Origin of the sequence: Polynucleobacter sp. es-MAR-4 (assembly GCF_018882055.1) — a bacterium.
In the GTDB taxonomy this organism is placed as follows: Bacteria; Pseudomonadota; Gammaproteobacteria; order Burkholderiales; family Burkholderiaceae; genus Polynucleobacter.
Genome location: NZ_JACVPF010000002.1, coordinates 280,441 through 299,768 on the forward strand (window position 1 = coordinate 280,441; position 19,328 = coordinate 299,768).

Below are 19,328 nucleotides of genomic sequence, written 5' to 3' on the forward strand. Positions count from 1 at the left end.
TATCAATTCCCGAGAATTCTCGTATGACCCAAATGTTTGACAAAACCTCGACAGCACGTAAGAATCAAGCTCATGAATAAAGCACCCAAAGTATTAGCATTCGATGTATTCGGAACAGTAGTTGACTGGCATGGCTCCATAGCAGCCGAGGTCACTCGACTGGGCTTACAGGTTGATCCGGACGCTTTCGCTACGGCCTGGCGGCAGGGTTACAAGCCGGCTATGGCTCGAGTGCGCTCCGGTGAATTGCCTTGGACCAAGATTGACGATCTACATCGCATGATTCTGGATGATGTTCTCAAAACTTTCAAAATCACCTCACTATCTGAGGCTCAAGTGCAAGACCTCAATCTGGTGTGGCACCGTCTTAAGCCTTGGTCAGAGACTGTCGAAGGTCTCCACAAGCTGAAAAGTCAGTTCACGATCGTCACTCTGTCTAATGGAAACCTGGGCTTATTGGCTGATATGGCGAAAAATGCGGGCTTGCCTTGGGACTTAATTCTCTCGGCTGAGGTTTTCCGTCACTACAAGCCGGATCCAGAAACCTATCTAGGGGTAGCGGAGACTTTTAATATTTCACCAGAAGAGGTCATGCTCGTTGCGGCACACAAGGATGACTTAATGGCTGCTCATGCCTGTGGATTACAAACCGCTTTTATTGAGCGCCCTTTGGAGTTTGGTAAGAACCATCTACGAGATGATCTCCACGTAGAGCAATTTACCAACTACCATGCAAAAGACTTTCTAGATCTTGCGCGCCAGTTAAGCGCATAAGATCTAGTTCAGCATTAGACGTACTCAGCAACCTCTACCAGATTGTTATCCGGGTCGCGCAAGTAGACCGAGCGAATCGGCCCTAGAGCGCCACGCCTAGGTACGGGGCCAACATCAATAGCAACATGATTTTTCTGAAGATGCGCAATAAAGTCATCTAATGGAATTGCTGAAATCAAACAAAAGTCACCTGAACCAATCGTTGGCACTTTAGCTTTTGTAGGCGTCTCGGTGTCTTTATCTTGCAGATTGATTTTTAACTGCCCAAAGCGCAATGAATAACGAGGTTGACCTTCTGGTCCAGTAAAAAACTCTCGCTCAAATCCCAAGGCTTTTTCATACCACTGTGTGGTGAGCTCAATATCAGTCACCGTCAAAACAATGTGGTCAATGCGATCGATAATATTTTTCAAAGCAGTCTCCAAGAATGTTGGCAACAAAGTAGCAAAACGCTCAAGCCATCATACCGAAGAATGAACGAATACGTCTAAACCGAAGTCTTGGAAATAAAGAAGGCCTTAGGCACCTCGGTGCACCACACCACACCATCTCCCACTTGACCCGTTTGACAAATAGTCACAATACGATCCATGAAGACTGGGGCAATTTCATCATTACATACAATCTCAATCTTCACCTTGGCTGAATAGTCAGTTAATTCATCCTTGATATTGAACTTTGCTGTTCGATTGGGAGCGCTACAGCCCTCAACTTTAGTCACGGTCATTCCTGGAAAGCCTGGGGTTTCCAGTAAAGCCGTTCTGAGAGCAGCCAACTTATTTGGGCGAATAACCGCCTTCACTTCCATCATGCTTCCACCTCTTTATCTTCAAACCATCTATATAAGACGGGGAGTACTAGCAATGTTAATGCGGTTGAGGTAATCAACCCTGAAATCACCACAGCCGCCAATGGACGAGTTACCTCAGATCCAGGGCCACCTGAAAATAGCATTGGCACCAAAGCCAACATCGCAACTGAGGCGGTCATCATAACCGGCCTAAAGCGATGTCCGCAGCCATGTAATAAAGCATCTTCCATAGAGTAGCCATCTTCTCGCAGCTGCTTAATAAATGAAATCAGCACCACGCCATTAAGGACCGCGATACCCCAGAGGTTAATAAAGCCCACTGCGGCTGGCACAGATAAATACTCACCGGTGATGAACAAACCAAATACGCCGCCAATCGAGGCAAAAGGCAAGACCAAGATAATCAGTCCAGCCAAGCGCAGTGACTTGAAGAGCATAAAGAGCAAGAAATAGATTGCCAGAATCGTTAGCGGAATGATGATCATCAAGCGCGCCATCGCGCGTTGCATATTTTCAAACTGACCGCCCCACTGCAATGAATATCCTTGCGGAAGCTCTACTTGTTTCGCAATCAACTCTTGCGCCTCTTTAACAAAGCCCCCGAGATCTCGCCCGTCCACGTTCACACCAACCACTAAACGTCGCTTGCCAGACTCTCTAGAGATCTGTGCTGGACCATCCACTATTGAAATATCTGCTAAATCTCGCAATAGCACCTGAGCTCCATCTGGAGAATGCAAAATGATGTTACTAATCGCATCTACGTTATCGCGATAAGGGGATGGATAACGTAATAACAATGGGAATCTTCTTTCTCCCTCGTAAACAGTACTGGCTTGCTTACCACCAATAGCGGTTTCAATCACTTCATTCACATCAGAAACGTTAATGCCGTAGCGTGCAATTGCATCGCGATTGATATTAATGTTTAGATAGTTTTGTCCCGAGGCTTGCTCAATACGCAAGTCATTGCTACCTTTCATTTTGGTCAGGATCTGACTAATCTGGCCCCCTAGCTTTTGCAGGGTAACTAGATCATCTCCAAAAATTTTGATCGCCACCTGTGAGCGGACGCCAGAGACCATTTCATCTACACGCGCAGCAATAGGCTGAGAGATCGATAGCTCAATACCTGGCAGGGTTTTTAACTTGTCACGAATCTGCTGTGCAATCTCTTCCTGACTATATTTTCGATCGCCCAAAGGCTTCAACGTAACGATAGGATCCGACTCATTGGGTTGCCCCGGATCCGCGGGAGACTCACCCTTACCTAGACGAGATACTGCCATCTTCACATCTGGAATGGTCATGATGCGTTTGATCGCCTCAAATTCCAACTTAATAGATTCATCTAAAGAAATATTCGGGGCACGGACGATGACGGGCGTAATAGAGCCCTCTTGCATCACTGGAATAAAGGCTTTCCCGAGCAAGGCAAATCCGACGATGCTGGCAACCAATCCGATTAAAGATCTTTTGACCACCAATTTAGGATTGGCAAGACACCAATGCAGCCAGCGGTCATATGGAGCACGTAAACGAGCCACAATTTTTGTATCGTCTTCGCTTCCACCCTTCAAAATATAAGAGCACAGAACTGGGGACAAGGTAAATGAAAGGATCAGAGAAATCGTTAATGCAATAGCGATCGTGATTGCCATTGGCGCAAACATTTTTCCTTCCATGCCTTCTAAGGATAGCAAGGGCATGAAAACCAAAATAATGATGCCCACGCCAAACAGCACTGGAGTGCCAACCTCAGTAGCAGCCTCCAAAATAATACGGATCTTAGACTCGCCAGTTTTAAGTCGTTCACCCAACTTAGCAAAAGTGTTCTCCACCACCACCACAGATCCATCAACCATAATGCCGATGGCAATCGCAAGACCACCAAGCGACATGAGGTTGGCAGAAATGCCATAACGATTCATTACTAAAAATGTGAGTAATGGCGTCAGAATTAAGGTCGCAACCACAATCAGGGATGAGCGAACATCTCCTAAGAATAAAAACAATAGGATGACAACCAGTATGACGCCTTCAATTAACACTTTGGCCACGTTGTACATGGCAGCATTGACCAGATCCGTACGATCATAAAAAGGAACGATCTGAAGACCATCAGGCAGTAGTTTGCCCTCGTTAATTTCAGCTACTTTGAGCTTAATGCGATTAACCACCTCTCGCGCATTGCCTCCGCGAATCATCTGAATAATGCCGGCAACACTTTCGGTATAACCATTCTTGATCGCAGCACCCTGCCGAATCTCGCTACCAATGGTGACTTCAGCCACATTCTTTACATAGACTGGAATACCCTTTACTTCCTTGAGAATAATTTTCCCAATATCTTCAGGCTTTGTGATTAGACCAACACCGCGAATGAGGTAACGCTCTGCATAAGTAGGCAACTGTCCGCCACCCGAATTCGCATTATTTCTGGCGAGTGCTTCATAAATATCCCTGAGGCTGACTTGGTAGTGACGCAATCTTTCAGGATTTACTAAAACCTGGTACTCGCGTGCGTATCCACCTTGCGTATTAATCTCGGCAACACCAGGAATAGAGCGCAACATCGGGCGTACAACCCAGTCCTGAATAGTGCGGCGCTCCTCAAGCTCATCAATTGTGAGTTGACGATCACCATCAGAAGGATGATCAAGAGTGTATTGATAGACTTCACCCAATCCGGTAGACGGGGGAGCCATGACAGGCGTAATGCCAACCGGCATCGCAGACGCAACTTCAATTAAGCGCTCAGTAACGAGCTGTCTTGCAAAATAGAGATCAGTTTTTTCAGTAAAAACCAAGGTAATCACAGACAGGCCATTACGATTGAGGGAGCGCATTTCAGTTAAGCCTGGCAAACCCGTCATACCCAGTTCAATCGGCACAGTCACAAAACGTTCCACCTCTTCAGGGGAACGTCCTGGTGCCTCAGCTGCAATCTGAATCTGTACGTTAGTTACATCTGGAAATGCATCGACTGATAGACGCTTTGTTGCCAGTAAACCTGCAACAAACAGAACCAATGCAATGATGACAACCAGCAAACGCTGTTGCAGTGAAAGGCGGACAATTTTCTCAATCATATTGACTAGCCGCCGCTTAACTGTCGCTTACGCTCGGTATTTAAGTGGAAGGCACCATTAATGGCGATTTCTTGATCTTCCTTCAGGCCTGAGATAACGGGGCGATAACCCTTGCCCTCAGGACCCAACTTAACGGTAACCATGCGATAGGTGTCTTCATCTTCCCGAATGAAAACGTGATCATGATTGTCTTCACGAATCACTGCGCTAGATGGAACTAACAAGCGCTCAGTTGGCTGGCTTTCAATCATCATGGTTGCCAACATACCAGGCTTAATCAGCCCTTCCTTATTCGGCACTTCCATTCTGACGACCACAGTACGAGTTTGGGGATTCACAATCGAATCTACGTGTGCAACTACGCCTTCAATCTCAGCATTCCTTAAAGCCGGAATAATCAGATTTACTTTTTGACCCTTGCGAATTAAGTATGCATTGCTCTCCGGAATTTCTGATACAGCCCACAAGGAGCTCAAGTCAGCAACCGTAAATAAGGCATCAGCAGGCTGAACCACCTGACCCTTGTTAATCTTGCGCTCCACAATTTCGCCTGGAATCGTAGCGATCACATTATTAGTTGATTCAATGACGCCTGATTTTGCTAAGCGATCAATACTAGGTTGATCCATACCCTGAACACGTAACTGATCATTAGCGGCGCGATACTCCGCTTTTGCGCTACTAGCCTCTGCTTCGCGCTTTTGTAATTCCGCTAAAGCAATCACGTCTTCTTTATACAAAATTCTGGCACGGTTAGCTGCTTGATCAGCCAACTGGCTTGCACTCTTCGCCTTTAAGAAGGATAGCTGTGATTGCGTCAATTCAGTTGACGTAATCTTCGCAAGAATGTCGCCTTGCTTCACAATTTGACCTGGTATTGCCAAGATCTCAGAAACACGACCTGTCACGTTGGCACCAATTCGCGACAAAAATAATTCATTGAAATCAACACGACCAGATGCACGCAACTCCTCAACAAAGGAGCCGGTATAAATGCGGCCATCTGTGATCATATTGCGCAGGTCTTCGTTCACAATCACGACGTTAGGATCTTGAACAGACTTAATGGCTGGACTGCGATCAAATACGTTGAAATAATTCAAGATGATCAAGAACAGACAAAACCAAGGAAAGTAAAAAAGGCCTTTTTGCGTCCAGGGAGGAGCCTTATCGTACTGCTGGGCTACGCGAGGCAAGTGATTGGTAAACCACTCATGGGTCAGCAAATAAAGATCATGCTGTGCCTTAATGACGATTGCGACCCACTCCTTCACATAGACTTTTGCAATCGCCAAGTAGTGAGAGTACAAACTCTTTAATTTATCCATCTTTGCCGTGAACTCTTGCTTCATTACTTTCCACTCTCAATTTTTGCAATCCACTCTGGGGTTGCTCTTAAACGCTGAATCTCAGTAACGACTGAAGCTAAATCAAAGCGCGCTTTGATCAAATCATTACGAGCCACTCTAAATGTTCTTTGCGCATCCAAATACTCGAGCATGCCCCGCTCACCATAACGATAAGAAACTTCAGCAATCCGTCGGGCACTGGACGCCAATTGAACCACTTCTTGATCTAAGATTTTTACCTGATAACTCGTCATCTGATAAAGCTTATAAGCAGTCTCTAACTGCTGCTCCAAACTCTGGCTTTGCGCATTCAGTTGGTTCTTAGCCTTGGATGCATTAGCTTCTGCTTCTGCAATCTGGCCGCCCTTGAAGTCCCAAATGGGAATGCTCACCACTAAGCCATATAAGCGATCGGTGAAATTAGGGTCGTTATATTGCTGAGCCTTGATAGATAGCTTTGGTAAGCGAGAGTTTTGCTCAAAACTTAACTTAGATTCGGTAGCTTCAACCTCTGCTTTTGCCCGTTGTAACTCAGGACTTTGAGCATGCAGCTCACTCAACAAGACTGGCAAAGCAGGCAGAGTCTCGATCTTGACAGGCTGCGAAACTACTTCATAGTTGGCAGGTAAGTTATGCCCTACGACCTGTCTTAATTGACCTTTAGCCTGCTCTACCCTGAGCTTGCTAGATTCAGTATTAATTTGCGCATTCAGAAATTCCGTTTGTGCACGAATCAATTCAAATCGAGCAGTCTCACCGACGTCATAACGTATTTGCATGCGATCGCGAATTTGTTTCGTCAGACTCAAATCTTCTTCTGCGGCTTTTAATTCTGCTTCACGACGCATCAACTCATAAAAACGCTGCTGCACCCTGGAAATCATTTCAATTTCAAAGGCAACTCGAGTCGCTTCAGCAGCACGCACATTAGCCTCAGCCGCATTTACCCTTGGATAGCGGGTGTATGGCATGTCTAAGGGCTGCGTCACTGACCACGACGACACATTGCCTGTAGTCAATGGGCCCGATACCGATCGCTGTTGTCCAGTATTTAATTCAAAGTCAGGATTTGGAATCGCCCGGGCGGAAGAAAGTTGCCCTTTAACTGCCTTAGATTGATCGCGTGCTGCCAGTACTTGAGGACTTGAATCCAATGCAATCTCAATTAACTCATTTAATGTAAGCGGCTTTTGAACTTGCGCACTGACTCCCCCTGCAAATAAGATGCAAGCAGCAAGTATCGATGCGGATGTTAAGCGATTCATCAAAGCAATTTTAGAGAATAAATAAGAAATCCCATTATCCAGCCGAGGCAAGGCAAAAATAGGCAGAATTCCCCAAATAAGGGATCTTGGCACGGTTTTGATGGGGTAAATCCAGGATTGGGGCTGCAAATTCAAAATATAACCATTTATGAAAATTAAAATGGTCTTGCCTTGATATTAATCCACCTATATACCGGGCCCAAAGGCCGAATTGACGATATACAGGACTCAGTTGACTGAGCAGGCTACTCCCCATGTGTATAGAGCCTATTAGATCATACTTATGACAAATAAATTGAATTGGGAGCTTATTACTCATGCATAAACATGTTTTGAAAATCGCCCGTATTTTTGGCTTTTATGAAATGTCTTCTGAACTAGCTTGTAAATTTTCTTAAGGCACATTTCCAAAGCCATCCGCTTATCTCGCGCCGCCATACTCACTTCGATTTGATGGTGATCAAATGTCTCCAATCTGATCAAGCAATATTGCTTGCAAGTCGACTGTGACGATGAGACTGCGGAATATTGAATCTTAATTTTGCGGACCATCCAATACAGTCGTTTCAAGGAGAACCTTACCCGATTCTCTGTGAAAGTCTTTAATTCTGGTTCAAGATCATCCCTGGTATCTAAGATCACATTCATTGACATCCCCTTCTGTTGAACACGAACACAGAATAGATCAATGGTTATTCCTAATAAAGAAGAGTTTAATTGATTTTAATTCAGTATTTAACTGAATATTTGAAGATAAAAAAAATGCCCTCAAATCGAGGGCATAAAAGAGAACAGCCGGATTACAACTAATCGATCACTACAGCCATCAGCGCGGTTGCAGCACCAGCACCCAGGGCAGGAATACCCCAACGCTCAAGCGCTGGCAATGAACTGCCGGTTACCACCTCCACCGGAATATCACTGATTTCTAGCAGCTTGGCAGTAGTAGAGTTCTCAAACAAACGGGTAAGAGAATTTTTCTTTGAAGTGCCAATCACAATGCGATTGCACTCAAGCCGCATAGCCTCATCAAGAATGGCGCTGCCCTTGTCACCACATACGTAGGTAAAGGAAAAATTCAGGCCATGCTTTTCAAGGTAAGCAGATGCTGATGCTGCAGCCTGAGCTGCACGCTCAGCATGCCACTCATTAATAGTTTGCTTACTCAAGAATTTGCCAATATGGCGATATAAAGTAGGCTGTACATTGCATAAGTAAAAACGTGCGTTAGGATCTTGTCCGTATGTCTTCACGGCATGCTTTACTGCCATATCTGAATTTTTTGAACCATCCACAGGAATTAAAATTTTATTCATTTTGTTTTCTCCAAAATTAGGGGACTGCTCTTGTGAAACCATACTTGCAGACTCCGGAACTACAACCGAAGGAGCAATCACACCTTCAAGCGCACGCCTACTTCTAATAAAACCACTAGCTAATACACCCAATACAACAGCAACTTGAATCACGTATTCCAAAGCCGGGCTCTGAGATACCAGCCAGTCTTTAGAGATGGGCTCAGAGACCATCATTTTTGCGGCCGTCCATGCAAGCACACCGGCACCCAAATAGGTCACAGAAGGGTAGCGCTCAACAAGCTTCAGTATTTGTGTGGAGCCCCAGATAACTACAGGGATACTGATCAACAAGCCAAGGACAACAAGCACGTAACTGCCGTGTGATGCGCCTGCCACCGCAAGAACGTTATCCAGACCCATGATCGCATCAGCAATCACAATGGTTTTCATTGCACCCCAAAAGGTTGTAGAAGCCTGGCCATGCTCATCGTTCTCTTGCTCGGGATTAAGCAAGCGGTAAGCAATCCAAACCAGCAACAATCCACCTATCAGCATTAATCCAGGGATCTTGAGCAGATACACCACTAACAGCGTCATAGCACTTCTGACAGCAATTGCACCTACGGCACCCCAAATAATTGCCTTCTTCTGAAGATGTGCTGGCAAGTTTCTGGCAGCCATCGCAATAACAATCGCGTTATCACCCGCAAGTACCAGATCAATCACAATAATTGCCAGCAATGCCGAAAAAAATTCCGGGCTAAATAGTTCCAATTTCATCTCCTCATTTAATTACCCATGAATTCCATGGATTTCCATGGGGTTAATGTAGGCTGATTTGCTATTAGTAAAAAGCAGAGATATATTGACATTAATTTCGTAAAAAACTGACAATTAAAATGCTCTATAACTATCGACACCTCTACTACTTCTGGGTAGTGGCTAAAGAGGGCAGCATGTCTAAGGCCGCCGAACGCCTCAATATTGCGATACAGACGATCAGCGCTCAAGTGCATGAATTAGAAAAATCGCTTGGATATCTGCTTTTCAAGCCAGCTGGACGCGGTATCACCTTAACCGAATCCGGCTATGCGGCCCTAGAAATTGCCGATCAAATTTTTCTCCTGGGGGAGCGACTGCCTGAGGCAGTCAGAGAGGCGGCAAGTTCACCTAAAACCAAAATTACGGTTGGCGTATCCGATGGCCTGCCAAAGCTAGTGACCAGGCAACTACTAGAACCGATCCTCGAAAAAAATGATGTGCAGCTCATTGCACATGAAGGTGAATTTGAAGATCTTTTAGCAGATCTCGCCTTACATAGATTAGATATCGTGCTTGCTGACAGACCAGCACCTGCCAACAAAAATCTTCATGTCTACAGTGAAGAGTTAATCAAGTCATCGATTGCCTGGTTTGGTCCCAAGAAGCTATTGAAGCAGTCCAAGAAACCATTTCCTGCCTGCCTTAATGAACTACCCGTTCTGCTGCCAACCTCGCACTCAAAGGTCCGCCATTTGATCGATCAATGGTTTGCTGAAAATGGAATTAATCCCAATATTGCAGGCGAGTTTGAGGATAGTGCCCTCCTAAAGACCTTTGCAGCTAGCGGCCTTGGGGTATTTCCAGCTGGAGAAAGTATTAAGAAAGATTTGCAAGACACATATCACATTGAAATGATTGGTAAATGTGAAGATATCTACGAATATTTTTATGCCATTCGGTCGGAGAAGAAAATTCAGCACCCACTGATAGAGGCAATCATTAAGCGTTAGGCTATGACAAATTTTCTAGATCCAGCAATTCTGTTTTTTATATTTGGTGCATTTGCTGGCGCCATTAAATCCAACCTAGAAATTCCGCAACCCATTGCGCGTTTTCTATCGCTCTACTTGTTAATGGCATTAGGGCTCAAGGGTGGCTTTGCCCTCCATAAATCTGGTTTCACACTAGAGATTGCTCTCAGCCTTGGTCTTGCTGTATTCCTCGCAATCCTCATCCCTATCATTGGCTATCAAATTCTGAGAACCAAATTAAATGCATATGATGCGGCAGCCATTGCCGCTACCTATGGGTCCGTTAGTGCGGTCACGTTCATTACGGCTACGCAATACTTAGATCAATTTAATGTCAGCTATGGTGGGCATATGGCCGCCGCCATGGCGCTCATGGAATCTCCAGCAGTCATCTTTGCAATTGTTTTGGCAAATAAGGCAAGAGCCACAAACACAACCCAAACTCAAGCCGGGCATCAACAAACAGGTATCTCAAAAATACTGCATGAATCATTTACCGATGGCGCACAACTCCTTCTTTTAGGATCGATGGTAGTTGGCTTGGTAAGTGGGGATGCAGGTCAAAAACTCATGGCGCCATTCTCTATTGATCTTTTCAAAGGAATGCTCGCATTTTTCCTATTAGACATGGGGCTCATGGCAGCCAGAAATATGAAGGGTCTTTATGGAAAACCACCTATCACCCTCATCTATGCGATTGCGTCCCCACTTGCGCACGCGCTCATTGCATTAATATTCTGCAAGCTGATTGGCCTGCCGCTTGGCAATACCATTTTGCTGATGGTTCTTGCTTCAAGCGCCTCTTATATTGCAGTACCAGCAGTTTTACGGCACGCCCTACCCGAGGTGAATCCAGCTCTCTATATGGGCATGTCGCTGGGCATTACCTTCCCATTCAATATTATTTTAGGTATTCCGCTATACGCCATGATTGCAAAACTGGTCATGTAAATCGTTTAGCCTGATTTCTTTTTCGGCTTTTGTGTAGCATTATTTTTTTGTACGGCTGAAAACTGACTCATGTTTTCTACACTCTTTTCAAAGTTCACAAATGAGTCTGCCATTGCCGCGCGGATCAACTCAAAATTTTGAAGTGCATTATTAAATGAAGTTTTGAATACTGAGGTATACGGCTCAGTTCCTGCCGGGGCATTTTGAGTGGCTTCATTCACAAAATGAATTAAGTCATGCTGAGAGTCTTTAATCATCGACTCAGCAATTTTTGCCAACTCTTTATTGCCACTGGCTAGAGCTTGAAAAAGTTGAGCTTGATACTCGGCTACTTCCTTGGCGGCATCTTGCAAGACCTCCGCATGAACATAATCAAAGGCAGCCTTAGGATCTTGGGTTTTCATCAGCTCAGCAACCTTGGCCTGTAAACGAGTAGAGAGTTCTTGCGCAGCGCGCTGGTTTAATTGAGCAATCTCCTGAGCGCTGGTCAGCGCTGCCTGGCCAACCGCTTGAGCTGCCTTCATACCTTTAGCCTGATTTGCCATGGCACCTAAATCAAATGGATTCTTGCTCATCTGCGCTCCCTTATTTAATCAGTAGTTTTTTCAATCTACTCCCGAATGACCCAGATGGAGATAGAGAAATACCACTAGAGATCGACAGAAATGCAAAAGGGCGCCCTCAGGCACCCTTTTTCAAACCAAATGGGTTTCTCTTGGCTTAACGTACGACGATATTCGCACCCTGACGCAATTGGGATAAGAACTCAAATTGCTTCTTCTGCATTAAGCCATTCCGAATGACTGCCTTAGCCTGCTCATAAGTCGGCGGCTTGCTGGATTTTTTATCCTCCAATTTGATTAAATACCAACCTTGTGGCATTTGAATTGGCGCTGGAGAAACTTGACCCTTAGAAAGAGTTGTGAGAACACTAGATATTTGCGGTAAGGTTTCACCTGCCTGCACCCAGCCCACCGCTCCACCCTGAACTTTATTTGGGGCTAATGAAATACTCTTGGCCACTTTATCGAAAGACTCGCCTTTTTTAATTCTAGCTAGAGCAGCTTGTGCATCAGATTCGGTAGCCACAACAATATCACTGACCTTATATTCGACAATCATGCCTTGAGGGCCCAATGAGGCAATTTCTCGGTTGTACTCCGCCTGAATATCAGCATCGCTTACTGGATTTTTCGACATATAAGTAGAAAGCTCTAAATCCGCTAAATAGTTTTGACGAATCAAAGCTAACTGAGTATTAGCCCTATCAGAATTTGCGAGCCCGTCTCTATCGGCTTGTTGAGATAAGAGAGAAATTTCAATCATCTTCCCCAAGACTGCTTTACGAAGTTCTGGCGAATCTTTTTGACCTTGAGAGAGGGCTGCTTGAATGCCTTGCTCCACAGCATCATTGGAAATGATGTATCCATTAACAGAGGCGGCGGCATTAGGCGGCAAGGCATCCTGAGAGTGTGCTGCAGTTACCAAGGCCAAGGCCATCACTGCGCCTGAAAGTAAACGAATGGAGTGGGATTTCATGAATAACTCTTTTCTAAAATGTAGAAGAAATCTTAACAGCTAGCCATTATTAAAAGGTGAAGGTTGCTGGGATTGGCTCAAAAGGTGCGGCAGATTCAGCGCCCTGCGCTTCAGCCTGTTCCTCACCATCTGGATTTTTGATGTAACGAGAATCAAAAGGTACCTTTGGCTTCTGGATAACAGGAGGTGTCTCTAAGTAGACTGGGCCCGCAGGTGTCTCTATCGGCGCAATAGGCTGATTATTAAACTCCTGTATCTGCGAGGGGGTATAGGGTGAGAAGGTCTGCGCAATCGCAGCGAATGAGATGGTAATACTGAAGATCAAAGAAAAGACATTGATCGTTTTGCGCTGATTTGAAATATGCATAACTCTTTCTTGTTTATGTTGAGGCTAGCAAGCCATCAGCTATTAATTTAATGCTTGCTACCAATAAGAAAAATTGAACAATGAGGTAATACCATTTAGCCGAAATCTTCTTAGCTAAATAAAACCCGAGATAGACACCCAGTGGTACCAAGGGCAAGAATAAAATTGAGGTAGCCAGTTGATTGAAATTCAGCAAATCGAGATAAGCATAGGGAACCAACTTCCCGAAATTAATGAGAGTAAAAAATATTCCCAAGGTAGAGGTGTACACAATTGGAGAGACCTTCTCTCTGAGCATGTAGATTGTGATTGGGGGGCCGCCAATATGAGCAACAAAAGAGGTGAACCCAGATACACCCCCCATCAGCCTTCCCAACCATGGGTATGGTTTTGCCTCTTTCAGATCTAAACGCGACATCACCAAGCTTTGGATCAAAAAAAGTAAGGTAAAGATACCGATCGAAAGAGAAAGTATTCTAGGGGTGATGGCAGAAAAGAAGAGGTAACCCAAAAGCATTCCCAATGCGGCGGGCAATAAAACCAGCTTCAATATTCGCCAATCTGCGTTTTTGAGAAATCGGCGTAACCCTACCAAATCAATCGCAATCAGGAGAGGTAACAAAATTGCAAGGGCCTCATTGATGCTGGACTGACTTGCCATGAGCGGTAATGACAGCACCCCCAAGCCCGCACCAAACCCACTTTTAGAGATCCCCACGATTAAGACGCTAATAGCGGCCAATACAAAGAAGGTTGAGGAGTGGTCGGCATATGCCTGAACCAAAGAGATCATGAAAGGTTTACCAAATGCGAGATGAATGAAGACTCATATTAGAGCTTCAGTCTGCGATTGAATATTAGTGGGATAAAGCCGATCAAAAGACCACCCAAGCCAATGAGATTCGTTAGTAAATCAAAGGTGGGGATGCTGTACAGAGCTATAAATACCATGAATAGCGCCGACATCAGGGGCCACAGCACGTATCCAAAAGCACTCCCTAACCCCGCGCGCATCTTTTCACGATAGTGCCAAGCACAGGCAAATCCAGCCAGACTCATATAGAAACAAATTTGGAATCCAATTGCCAGAATTGAGCTCGATAGAATAACTTTTACCGAAGGCATATAGGAGGAGGTAAATAGTAGCAACATTCCCAGACCCCAAATGACTAAGGTTGCAGTCCAAGGCGTTTGCCATTCGGGATGAATTTTGGCATATCTAGAATGCAGCATTCCATCCCGTGACATGGAAAACAGGCTTCGACTAAATTGCAGAATTTGCGTCTCGATAGTGCCTACAGTACTCAAGATCGTACAAAAGACTGCCAAATAGTTCCAAGGCTCTGGAAATAGTTTAGTAGCCACAGCAAATAAGATATTGGTATCTGCATTCGCAATTTCCGCATCAGTCAGCACAATCAATATCACCACAATCATGATCGTAAAAAACAGCATCATATTGAGTACTGACCAAAAAGCGCCCGTACTGGCAGCTCCAGAAACCTTCTTGGCGCTGGATTTACTTTCCTCACTCAAATTCATGGTGACATCCCACCCCCAAAAAAAGAAGATGGCGGTTAGTGCTCCCGTTGCAAATAATTGCGGGGAGAATTCAAATGGTGAAAACCAAATTACTGAGGGCGGGTGCGCCGGCACATCCCAGTAATGAATAAAGCCTCCGATGATGAGCGCAAGCAATATGGCCGTCTCAAAAATAGTAAATGTAATTTGCACATAACTTGAATGCTTAATACCGCGAGTAACCACCGCAGTGATCAGCGCCAACCAGATGGCAGCAACCCCAGCCACTGCCTCAGTATTCTCTGTATAGGCGGGGGCAAGCAATAAGAGCGTTGAAGTGGCCGCCGGAATCGTCGCTGAGACCATAAAAAACACTGAAGCAATTAAGAGCCCCCAGCCAGCAAAATACCCCCAGATAGGACCAAATACATAGCCCACCCATGCGTATGCAGCGCCAGCATTCGGCGTGATCTTACTCAAATGAATGAAAGCTAAGGTAATGCCAAACATGATGAGGCCGCAGTACAAAACGCTAGCGACTGACAAAACTCCAACTGCGGACACGATGGTTGCTGTAGTGACGGCAACACTAAAAGCAGGCGCAGTTCCAGCAATACCCATTACAAAAGACTCGAGCCCGCCAAGTGTATTTTTTGCTAATTCTGGTTGCTTGGACATATCAAATCATGCTTTATACAAGTAAGTAATGAGGGTATCCTAAACCATCGCGCTATATTGAGTGAATCTCCATGAATCTATCGGCAACGCATCCCCAAAAGGTATACCCCCTGGGCGATGGAAAAACTTATGCCATTCGCCCAATCCAACCCAACGATCGAGAGCGAATTATTGAGCTATTCAATCACCTCTCGCCTGAGAGCCGCTACCTAAGATTTGCTCATGCCATCTCCAAGCTTCCAGACGCCTTTTTAGATGAAATCTTAGAGTTGGACTATACAAAAGAAATGGCTTTGGTTGCAGTCATCCAAAGTCAAACGGGCGTTGAGGAGATTGTTGGTATTTCACGTTACGTAACTCCACCGAATGAGCAGGTTTGCGAATTCTCACTCAGCGTCAGTGATAGTTATGCCACTCATGGAATTGGGACGCATTTGATGCTTGATCTGATTGCATATGCAAAAGAAAATCAATTGCAAGAAATGCTTGGGTACGTTTTAAGCAAAAATATAAAAATGTTGCATTTAGTTTCTGAGTTAGGATTTCAAATCAGTAACCTCGATGATGACCCTGACTTTAAGACTGCTAGCCTCCTTCTGTGAACTCCATATCTATGAAAACATCAAATCAAATTAATTCAGATTCATCCATTCTCATTTTGATTGATCTGCAAGGGCGCCTAATGCCTGCAATTGATCACGGCGAGGGAGTCCTCAATCAATGTATTCGCACCGCCAAGATCGCCAAACTAATGGGGATCCCGATTATTGGTACAGAGCAAAGCCCAAAAAGCCTAGGAAGCAATATTGATTCCATTCGGTCTTTTTGCAGTCAAACTATCGACAAAGAGCATTTCAATGCCTGTGCTGATGGCCTCACAGCAGCGATCCCTGATCATCGAAGGCAATGCATTCTGATGGGATGCGAGACCCATGTTTGCTTAATGCAAACAGCACTCAAACTCATCGATGAAGGCTATGACGTATCAGTGGTGGTGGATGGGGTTGGCTCACGCCGAGCACTCGATAAGCAAGTCGCACTGCAACGACTAGAGTCGGCTGGCGCCAGACTGATTACAGCAGAAATGCTAGGATTTGAATGGCTAAAGAGCGCTCAAAATCCAGTCTTCAAAGAAGTTCTTGCTCTGCTGAAATAATAGGACTGGGCTAGTGAGACTTTATTTGCTATTCTGCAGCATCACTTAAAGGATTCTTATGACGAACGACACTCAAACCCAAAACGACGAAGATTTTGACTATGGGTGCGAATGCGCCATGACCCTCTTAAATGAGCCAACTGAAGATTGCTTAAATGATCTGATTGATGAGCTTGATGAGGATGGCATGATCGCCACTGAAGTTGTTTATGGCCTCCTAGCAACCATCCTCATGAGTATTACTTCAGAAGATGAAGATGACGAGGAAGTTCAGTAAGACAAACTAAGGCGAGACTTGTAGAGCGAATTGATCCATGGCGCTTGCCATGGTGATATCGAGCTCAGTCAAAGCCTTCATTGAATGGGTGCTCAAGCGAACAGATACCTTATTCCAAGAATTAGACCAATCCGGATGGTGGTCTAGCTCCTCAGCGAAGTTTGCACACAGAGTCATGAATTGAAATGCACTCTTGAAATCTACAAATACAAATACCCGCTCCAACTCTTGAGTCACTAGATTCACCCTCCAGTCAGGCAATGTTGCTGCAAAGTCAAAATCCTTTGCAAGAATTTTCGGCTTAGACAATGGGAGCATCCACACTCTTGGATAGCTTCTGCAAATCATCTGGATAGAGCCAGCGCCACTCACCCTCAGCTAAATCAGTAGGCATGGCATATTGTCCAATTTGAGTCCGATGAAGCCTAGCTACATGGTTGCCTACCGCAGCCATCATTCGCTTTACTTGATGGTAGCGGCCCTCAACAATCGTCATTGCCAAAATATCTTCGCCCAGCTGCTTACATGCTGTAGCAAAACAGGGCTTTGGATCATCATCGAGAACAACGCCATTGAGTAAGTGATCCATTTGCTTCTGAGTAATTGGCTCAGGAGTAGTGATCTCATACACCTTGCCAATATTTTTCTTTGGCGTAGTCATTTTGTGAATAAACTGGCCATCGTCTGAAATCAAAATCAGGCCGGTGGTATCAAAATCCAAACGTCCGACACACTGCAAGCCCCTCTCTACAAAAGGTTTTGGTAACAAACTGTAGACACTAGGATGATGCGTAGTTTTATGAGAACACTCATAGTTTGGCGGCTTATTAAAGGCGATATAAGCTTTTTCATGAAACTCCCAATCCTCGCCCTCTACATTCAGCATCAAACCCTCAGTAGCAATGCGCTCTTCGGGGTCTTCTGCCAAAACACCATTGACTTTCACTAGGTCGGCATAGACCAAATCGCTGCAATAGCGCCTGGTGCCGAATCCTTGGCTAAATAATATTTTTTCGAGAGAGATTGGTTTGGCCATATCTTGCCGAGAATACTACAAAGCCAATAGACTGAGCGACTGTGAAATGAAGTCGTTATGATTGAGGCATACCGCTTCATTATTAATAACTTACCACCACCATGCTCTCAGCCCCAGTACCGAGAAACCCACTTCACACCCGCGAAATTACTTTTCAGGGCTATGCCCGAGAAGACGGTTTATGGGATATTGAAGCCCATTTACGAGATTTCAAATTTCACCCCTTCACCACAGGCGGAAAAACCTGGGAGCCGGGTCAAGCTTTTCACGATATGTGGGTTCGCATTACCGTCAACACTGAACTAGTCATTCAAGCAATTGAGGTCGCAATGGATAGCCACCCTCACCCAGAATGCCCTCAAGTTATTCCACCTATGGATGCGCTGATTGGAGCGCGCCTTGGCAAAGGTTGGCGTAAAACTATCAATGAGCATCTTGGCGGCATTAAGGGCTGCACGCATTTACGCGAACTGCTCAGCAATATTGCTACAGCTGCTTTTCAGTCCATCCCGGGAGCTCTATTTGATCCAGATGACAACAAGCCGCCACTCTATTTAGGAACCTGCAAATCCTGGGATTTTGATGGGCCAGTAGTTATGCGTGTCTATCCCAAGTTTTACAAATGGAAGCCGACTGTCTAACTTTTCTTAAAACTCACCGCGGTGAATATTGAAAGGGCTGAAAGCTTGTTGCACCGGCATCAGCTCTAGCAAATTAATATTCATATGACTTGGTAAGTTAGCAGACCAGTAAATCGCTTCAGCAACATCATCGGCGCTCAATGCTTTCACGCCGTTGTAAACCTTGCCCGCCTTATCGTCATCACCCTTAAAGCGTACGTTGGAAAATTCTGTACCTGAACACATCCCCGGTTCAACACAAGTAACTCGCACTGGCGTGCCAATTAAGTCTGCTCTCAGGTTTAAGCTAAATTGCTGCACAAATGCTTTAGTTCCGCCGTAAACATTTCCACCTGGATAAGGGTAGTTTGCAGCTACAGAACCTAGGTTAATGACGTGGCCGCATTTACGCTCTACCATTCCCGGTAAGAAAGCGCGTGTCATATGGACCAAGCCCTTAATATTGGTATCAATCATCCGATCCCAGTCAGAGAGGAAGGCTTGATGCGCCGGCTCCAGACCCAAAGCCAACCCAGCGTTATTCACCAGTACAGTGACTTTGGCAAAGTCAGCAGGCAAGGAAGCCGCAAGGTCATCAACTCTTGTACTATCGCAAACATCCACAGCCAAGGTGAGTAATTTTTTCTGTTGCTCTACGGGCAAGGATGCTTTCAAAGCCTCTAAACGCTCAACCCTTCTACCCAAGGCAATGACTTGATGGCCATTTGCCAGAAATCGTCTGGCGGTTGCTTCTCCAAAGCCAGCTGTGGCACCGGTCACTAAAACTGTATGTTCCATAAT

21 protein-coding genes and 1 pseudogene are annotated in these 19,328 nt (G+C 45.2%); 7 read left to right on the forward strand and 15 right to left on the reverse strand.

All coding sequences use genetic code 11. From position 1 onward, the window contains the following. Positions 1-72: 72 nt before the first annotated feature. A complete protein-coding gene (locus ICN16_RS07455) occupies positions 73-774 on the forward strand; it encodes a haloacid dehalogenase type II (RefSeq protein WP_216136195.1) in 702 nt (233 codons plus the stop codon). A 14-nt stretch (positions 775-788) separates the two neighbouring features. Here ICN16_RS07455 and ICN16_RS07460 read toward each other — a convergent pair whose 3' ends face one another. The 7 genes and pseudogenes from ICN16_RS07460 to ICN16_RS09880 form a co-directional block, all read right to left on the reverse strand. Further along, the gene (locus ICN16_RS07460) at positions 789-1,187 is read right to left on the reverse strand and encodes a VOC family protein (RefSeq protein ID WP_216136196.1); all 399 of its coding nucleotides are present in this window, start codon (positions 1,185-1,187) and stop codon (positions 789-791) included. 74 nt (positions 1,188-1,261) lie between these two features. Then, positions 1,262-1,585, reverse strand: a complete 324-nt coding sequence (locus tag ICN16_RS07465; RefSeq protein WP_216136197.1) for a P-II family nitrogen regulator — start codon at positions 1,583-1,585, stop codon at positions 1,262-1,264. Continuing rightward, a complete protein-coding gene (locus ICN16_RS07470; RefSeq protein WP_216136198.1) occupies positions 1,582-4,677 on the reverse strand; it encodes an efflux RND transporter permease subunit in 3,096 nt (1,031 codons plus the stop codon). The genes ICN16_RS07465 and ICN16_RS07470 overlap by 4 nt, the downstream gene beginning before the upstream one ends. A gap of 5 nt (positions 4,678-4,682) precedes the next feature. Continuing rightward, on the reverse strand, positions 4,683-6,029 hold the full coding sequence (locus ICN16_RS07475) for an efflux RND transporter periplasmic adaptor subunit (protein WP_216136200.1): 1,347 nt from the start codon (positions 6,027-6,029) through the stop codon (positions 4,683-4,685). Further along, positions 6,029-7,291, reverse strand: coding sequence for a TolC family protein (locus ICN16_RS07480; protein WP_216136202.1), 1,263 nt, complete (start codon positions 7,289-7,291; stop codon positions 6,029-6,031). The genes ICN16_RS07475 and ICN16_RS07480 overlap by 1 nt, the downstream gene beginning before the upstream one ends. An 806-nt stretch (positions 7,292-8,097) precedes the next feature. Continuing rightward, positions 8,098-8,649 (reverse strand): universal stress protein, encoded by a 552-nt coding sequence (locus ICN16_RS09875; protein ID WP_370625633.1) that lies wholly within the window; start codon positions 8,647-8,649, stop codon positions 8,098-8,100. A gap of 51 nt (positions 8,650-8,700) precedes the next feature. After that, positions 8,701-9,369 (reverse strand): annotated as a pseudogene (locus ICN16_RS09880) (TerC family protein); the annotation flags it as partial. Between the two features lie 119 nt (positions 9,370-9,488). Here ICN16_RS09880 and ICN16_RS07490 point away from each other — a divergent pair. Both ICN16_RS07490 and ICN16_RS07495 read left to right on the forward strand, forming a co-directional pair. Further along, on the forward strand, positions 9,489-10,361 hold the full coding sequence (locus ICN16_RS07490; RefSeq protein ID WP_216861907.1) for a LysR family transcriptional regulator: 873 nt from the start codon (positions 9,489-9,491) through the stop codon (positions 10,359-10,361). A gap of 3 nt (positions 10,362-10,364) precedes the next feature. Then, the gene (locus ICN16_RS07495; RefSeq protein WP_216136205.1) at positions 10,365-11,333 is read left to right on the forward strand and encodes a sodium-dependent bicarbonate transport family permease; all 969 of its coding nucleotides are present in this window, start codon (positions 10,365-10,367) and stop codon (positions 11,331-11,333) included. A 5-nt stretch (positions 11,334-11,338) separates the two neighbouring features. On the opposite strand, the gene ICN16_RS07500 is transcribed toward ICN16_RS07495, so the two are convergent. The 5 genes from ICN16_RS07500 to ICN16_RS07520 form a co-directional block, all read right to left on the reverse strand. After that, a complete protein-coding gene (locus ICN16_RS07500) occupies positions 11,339-11,908 on the reverse strand; it encodes a phasin family protein (protein WP_216136206.1) in 570 nt (189 codons plus the stop codon). 145 nt (positions 11,909-12,053) lie between these two features. After that, positions 12,054-12,872, reverse strand: coding sequence for a peptidyl-prolyl cis-trans isomerase (locus ICN16_RS07505; RefSeq protein ID WP_216136208.1), 819 nt, complete (start codon positions 12,870-12,872; stop codon positions 12,054-12,056). A 49-nt stretch (positions 12,873-12,921) separates the two neighbouring features. Continuing rightward, entirely contained in the window at positions 12,922-13,239 is a 318-nt protein-coding gene (locus tag ICN16_RS07510; RefSeq protein ID WP_216136210.1) for a hypothetical protein, read from the reverse strand. A 13-nt stretch (positions 13,240-13,252) separates the two neighbouring features. Continuing rightward, on the reverse strand, positions 13,253-14,032 hold the full coding sequence (locus tag ICN16_RS07515) for a sulfite exporter TauE/SafE family protein (protein ID WP_216136212.1): 780 nt from the start codon (positions 14,030-14,032) through the stop codon (positions 13,253-13,255). Between the two features lie 38 nt (positions 14,033-14,070). Next, positions 14,071-15,438, reverse strand: a complete 1,368-nt coding sequence (locus ICN16_RS07520; RefSeq protein WP_216136214.1) for an APC family permease — start codon at positions 15,436-15,438, stop codon at positions 14,071-14,073. A 71-nt stretch (positions 15,439-15,509) separates the two neighbouring features. Here ICN16_RS07520 and ICN16_RS07525 point away from each other — a divergent pair, with 71 nt between their 5' ends. The 3 genes from ICN16_RS07525 to ICN16_RS07535 are packed head-to-tail and all read left to right on the forward strand — an operon-like array spanning position 15,510 to position 16,871. After that, the gene (locus tag ICN16_RS07525; protein ID WP_216136216.1) at positions 15,510-16,040 is read left to right on the forward strand and encodes a GNAT family N-acetyltransferase; all 531 of its coding nucleotides are present in this window, start codon (positions 15,510-15,512) and stop codon (positions 16,038-16,040) included. 11 nt (positions 16,041-16,051) lie between these two features. Further along, on the forward strand, positions 16,052-16,594 hold the full coding sequence (locus tag ICN16_RS07530; RefSeq protein WP_216136218.1) for an isochorismatase family protein: 543 nt from the start codon (positions 16,052-16,054) through the stop codon (positions 16,592-16,594). 58 nt (positions 16,595-16,652) lie between these two features. Next, positions 16,653-16,871, forward strand: coding sequence for a hypothetical protein (locus ICN16_RS07535; protein ID WP_046329638.1), 219 nt, complete (start codon positions 16,653-16,655; stop codon positions 16,869-16,871). 6 nt (positions 16,872-16,877) lie between these two features. On the opposite strand, the gene ICN16_RS07540 is transcribed toward ICN16_RS07535, so the two are convergent. Beyond that, a complete protein-coding gene (locus ICN16_RS07540; RefSeq protein WP_216136220.1) occupies positions 16,878-17,189 on the reverse strand; it encodes a 4a-hydroxytetrahydrobiopterin dehydratase in 312 nt (103 codons plus the stop codon). After that, positions 17,173-17,907 carry a pseudouridine synthase gene (locus tag ICN16_RS07545; protein ID WP_216136222.1) on the reverse strand — a complete coding sequence of 245 codons (735 nt, stop codon included), beginning with the start codon at positions 17,905-17,907 and terminating at the stop codon, positions 17,173-17,175. The genes ICN16_RS07540 and ICN16_RS07545 overlap by 17 nt, the downstream gene beginning before the upstream one ends. A 101-nt stretch (positions 17,908-18,008) precedes the next feature. Here ICN16_RS07545 and ICN16_RS07550 point away from each other — a divergent pair, with 101 nt between their 5' ends. Next, positions 18,009-18,548 carry a DUF2889 domain-containing protein gene (locus tag ICN16_RS07550; RefSeq protein WP_216136224.1) on the forward strand — a complete coding sequence of 180 codons (540 nt, stop codon included), beginning with the start codon at positions 18,009-18,011 and terminating at the stop codon, positions 18,546-18,548. Positions 18,549-18,554: 6 nt separating this feature from the next. Here the strand turns inward: ICN16_RS07550 and ICN16_RS07555 are convergent, their stop codons facing one another. Next, positions 18,555-19,325, reverse strand: coding sequence for an SDR family oxidoreductase (locus ICN16_RS07555; protein WP_216136226.1), 771 nt, complete (start codon positions 19,323-19,325; stop codon positions 18,555-18,557). Between the last annotated feature and the right edge of the window lie 3 nt (positions 19,326-19,328).

Excerpts from the sequence above, each read along its gene's own strand:
- ICN16_RS07475 (WP_216136200.1), bottom strand. The coding sequence starts at position 6,029 with ATGAAGCAAGAGTTCACGGCAAAGATGGATAAATTAAAGAGTTTGTAC.
- ICN16_RS07535 (WP_046329638.1), top strand. The coding sequence starts at position 16,653 with ATGACGAACGACACTCAAACCCAAAACGACGAAGATTTTGACTATGGG.
- ICN16_RS07555 (WP_216136226.1), bottom strand. The coding sequence starts at position 19,325 with ATGGAACATACAGTTTTAGTGACCGGTGCCACAGCTGGCTTTGGAGAA.
- ICN16_RS07520 (WP_216136214.1), bottom strand. The coding sequence starts at position 15,438 with ATGTCCAAGCAACCAGAATTAGCAAAAAATACACTTGGCGGGCTCGAG.
- ICN16_RS07470 (WP_216136198.1), bottom strand. The coding sequence starts at position 4,677 with ATGATTGAGAAAATTGTCCGCCTTTCACTGCAACAGCGTTTGCTGGTT.
- ICN16_RS07525 (WP_216136216.1), top strand. The coding sequence starts at position 15,510 with ATGAATCTATCGGCAACGCATCCCCAAAAGGTATACCCCCTGGGCGAT.
- ICN16_RS07455 (WP_216136195.1), top strand. The coding sequence starts at position 73 with ATGAATAAAGCACCCAAAGTATTAGCATTCGATGTATTCGGAACAGTA.
- ICN16_RS07540 (WP_216136220.1), bottom strand. The coding sequence starts at position 17,189 with ATGCTCCCATTGTCTAAGCCGAAAATTCTTGCAAAGGATTTTGACTTT.
- ICN16_RS07550 (WP_216136224.1), top strand. The coding sequence starts at position 18,009 with ATGCTCTCAGCCCCAGTACCGAGAAACCCACTTCACACCCGCGAAATT.
- ICN16_RS07545 (WP_216136222.1), bottom strand. The coding sequence starts at position 17,907 with ATGGCCAAACCAATCTCTCTCGAAAAAATATTATTTAGCCAAGGATTC.
- ICN16_RS07495 (WP_216136205.1), top strand. The coding sequence starts at position 10,365 with ATGACAAATTTTCTAGATCCAGCAATTCTGTTTTTTATATTTGGTGCA.
- ICN16_RS07515 (WP_216136212.1), bottom strand. The coding sequence starts at position 14,032 with ATGATCTCTTTGGTTCAGGCATATGCCGACCACTCCTCAACCTTCTTT.
- ICN16_RS09875 (WP_370625633.1), bottom strand. The coding sequence starts at position 8,649 with ATGGTTTCACAAGAGCAGTCCCCTAATTTTGGAGAAAACAAAATGAAT.
- ICN16_RS07480 (WP_216136202.1), bottom strand. The coding sequence starts at position 7,291 with ATGAATCGCTTAACATCCGCATCGATACTTGCTGCTTGCATCTTATTT.
- ICN16_RS07530 (WP_216136218.1), top strand. The coding sequence starts at position 16,052 with ATGAAAACATCAAATCAAATTAATTCAGATTCATCCATTCTCATTTTG.
- ICN16_RS07465 (WP_216136197.1), bottom strand. The coding sequence starts at position 1,585 with ATGATGGAAGTGAAGGCGGTTATTCGCCCAAATAAGTTGGCTGCTCTC.
- ICN16_RS07510 (WP_216136210.1), bottom strand. The coding sequence starts at position 13,239 with ATGCATATTTCAAATCAGCGCAAAACGATCAATGTCTTTTCTTTGATC.
- ICN16_RS07505 (WP_216136208.1), bottom strand. The coding sequence starts at position 12,872 with ATGAAATCCCACTCCATTCGTTTACTTTCAGGCGCAGTGATGGCCTTG.
- ICN16_RS07500 (WP_216136206.1), bottom strand. The coding sequence starts at position 11,908 with ATGAGCAAGAATCCATTTGATTTAGGTGCCATGGCAAATCAGGCTAAA.
- ICN16_RS07490 (WP_216861907.1), top strand. The coding sequence starts at position 9,489 with ATGCTCTATAACTATCGACACCTCTACTACTTCTGGGTAGTGGCTAAA.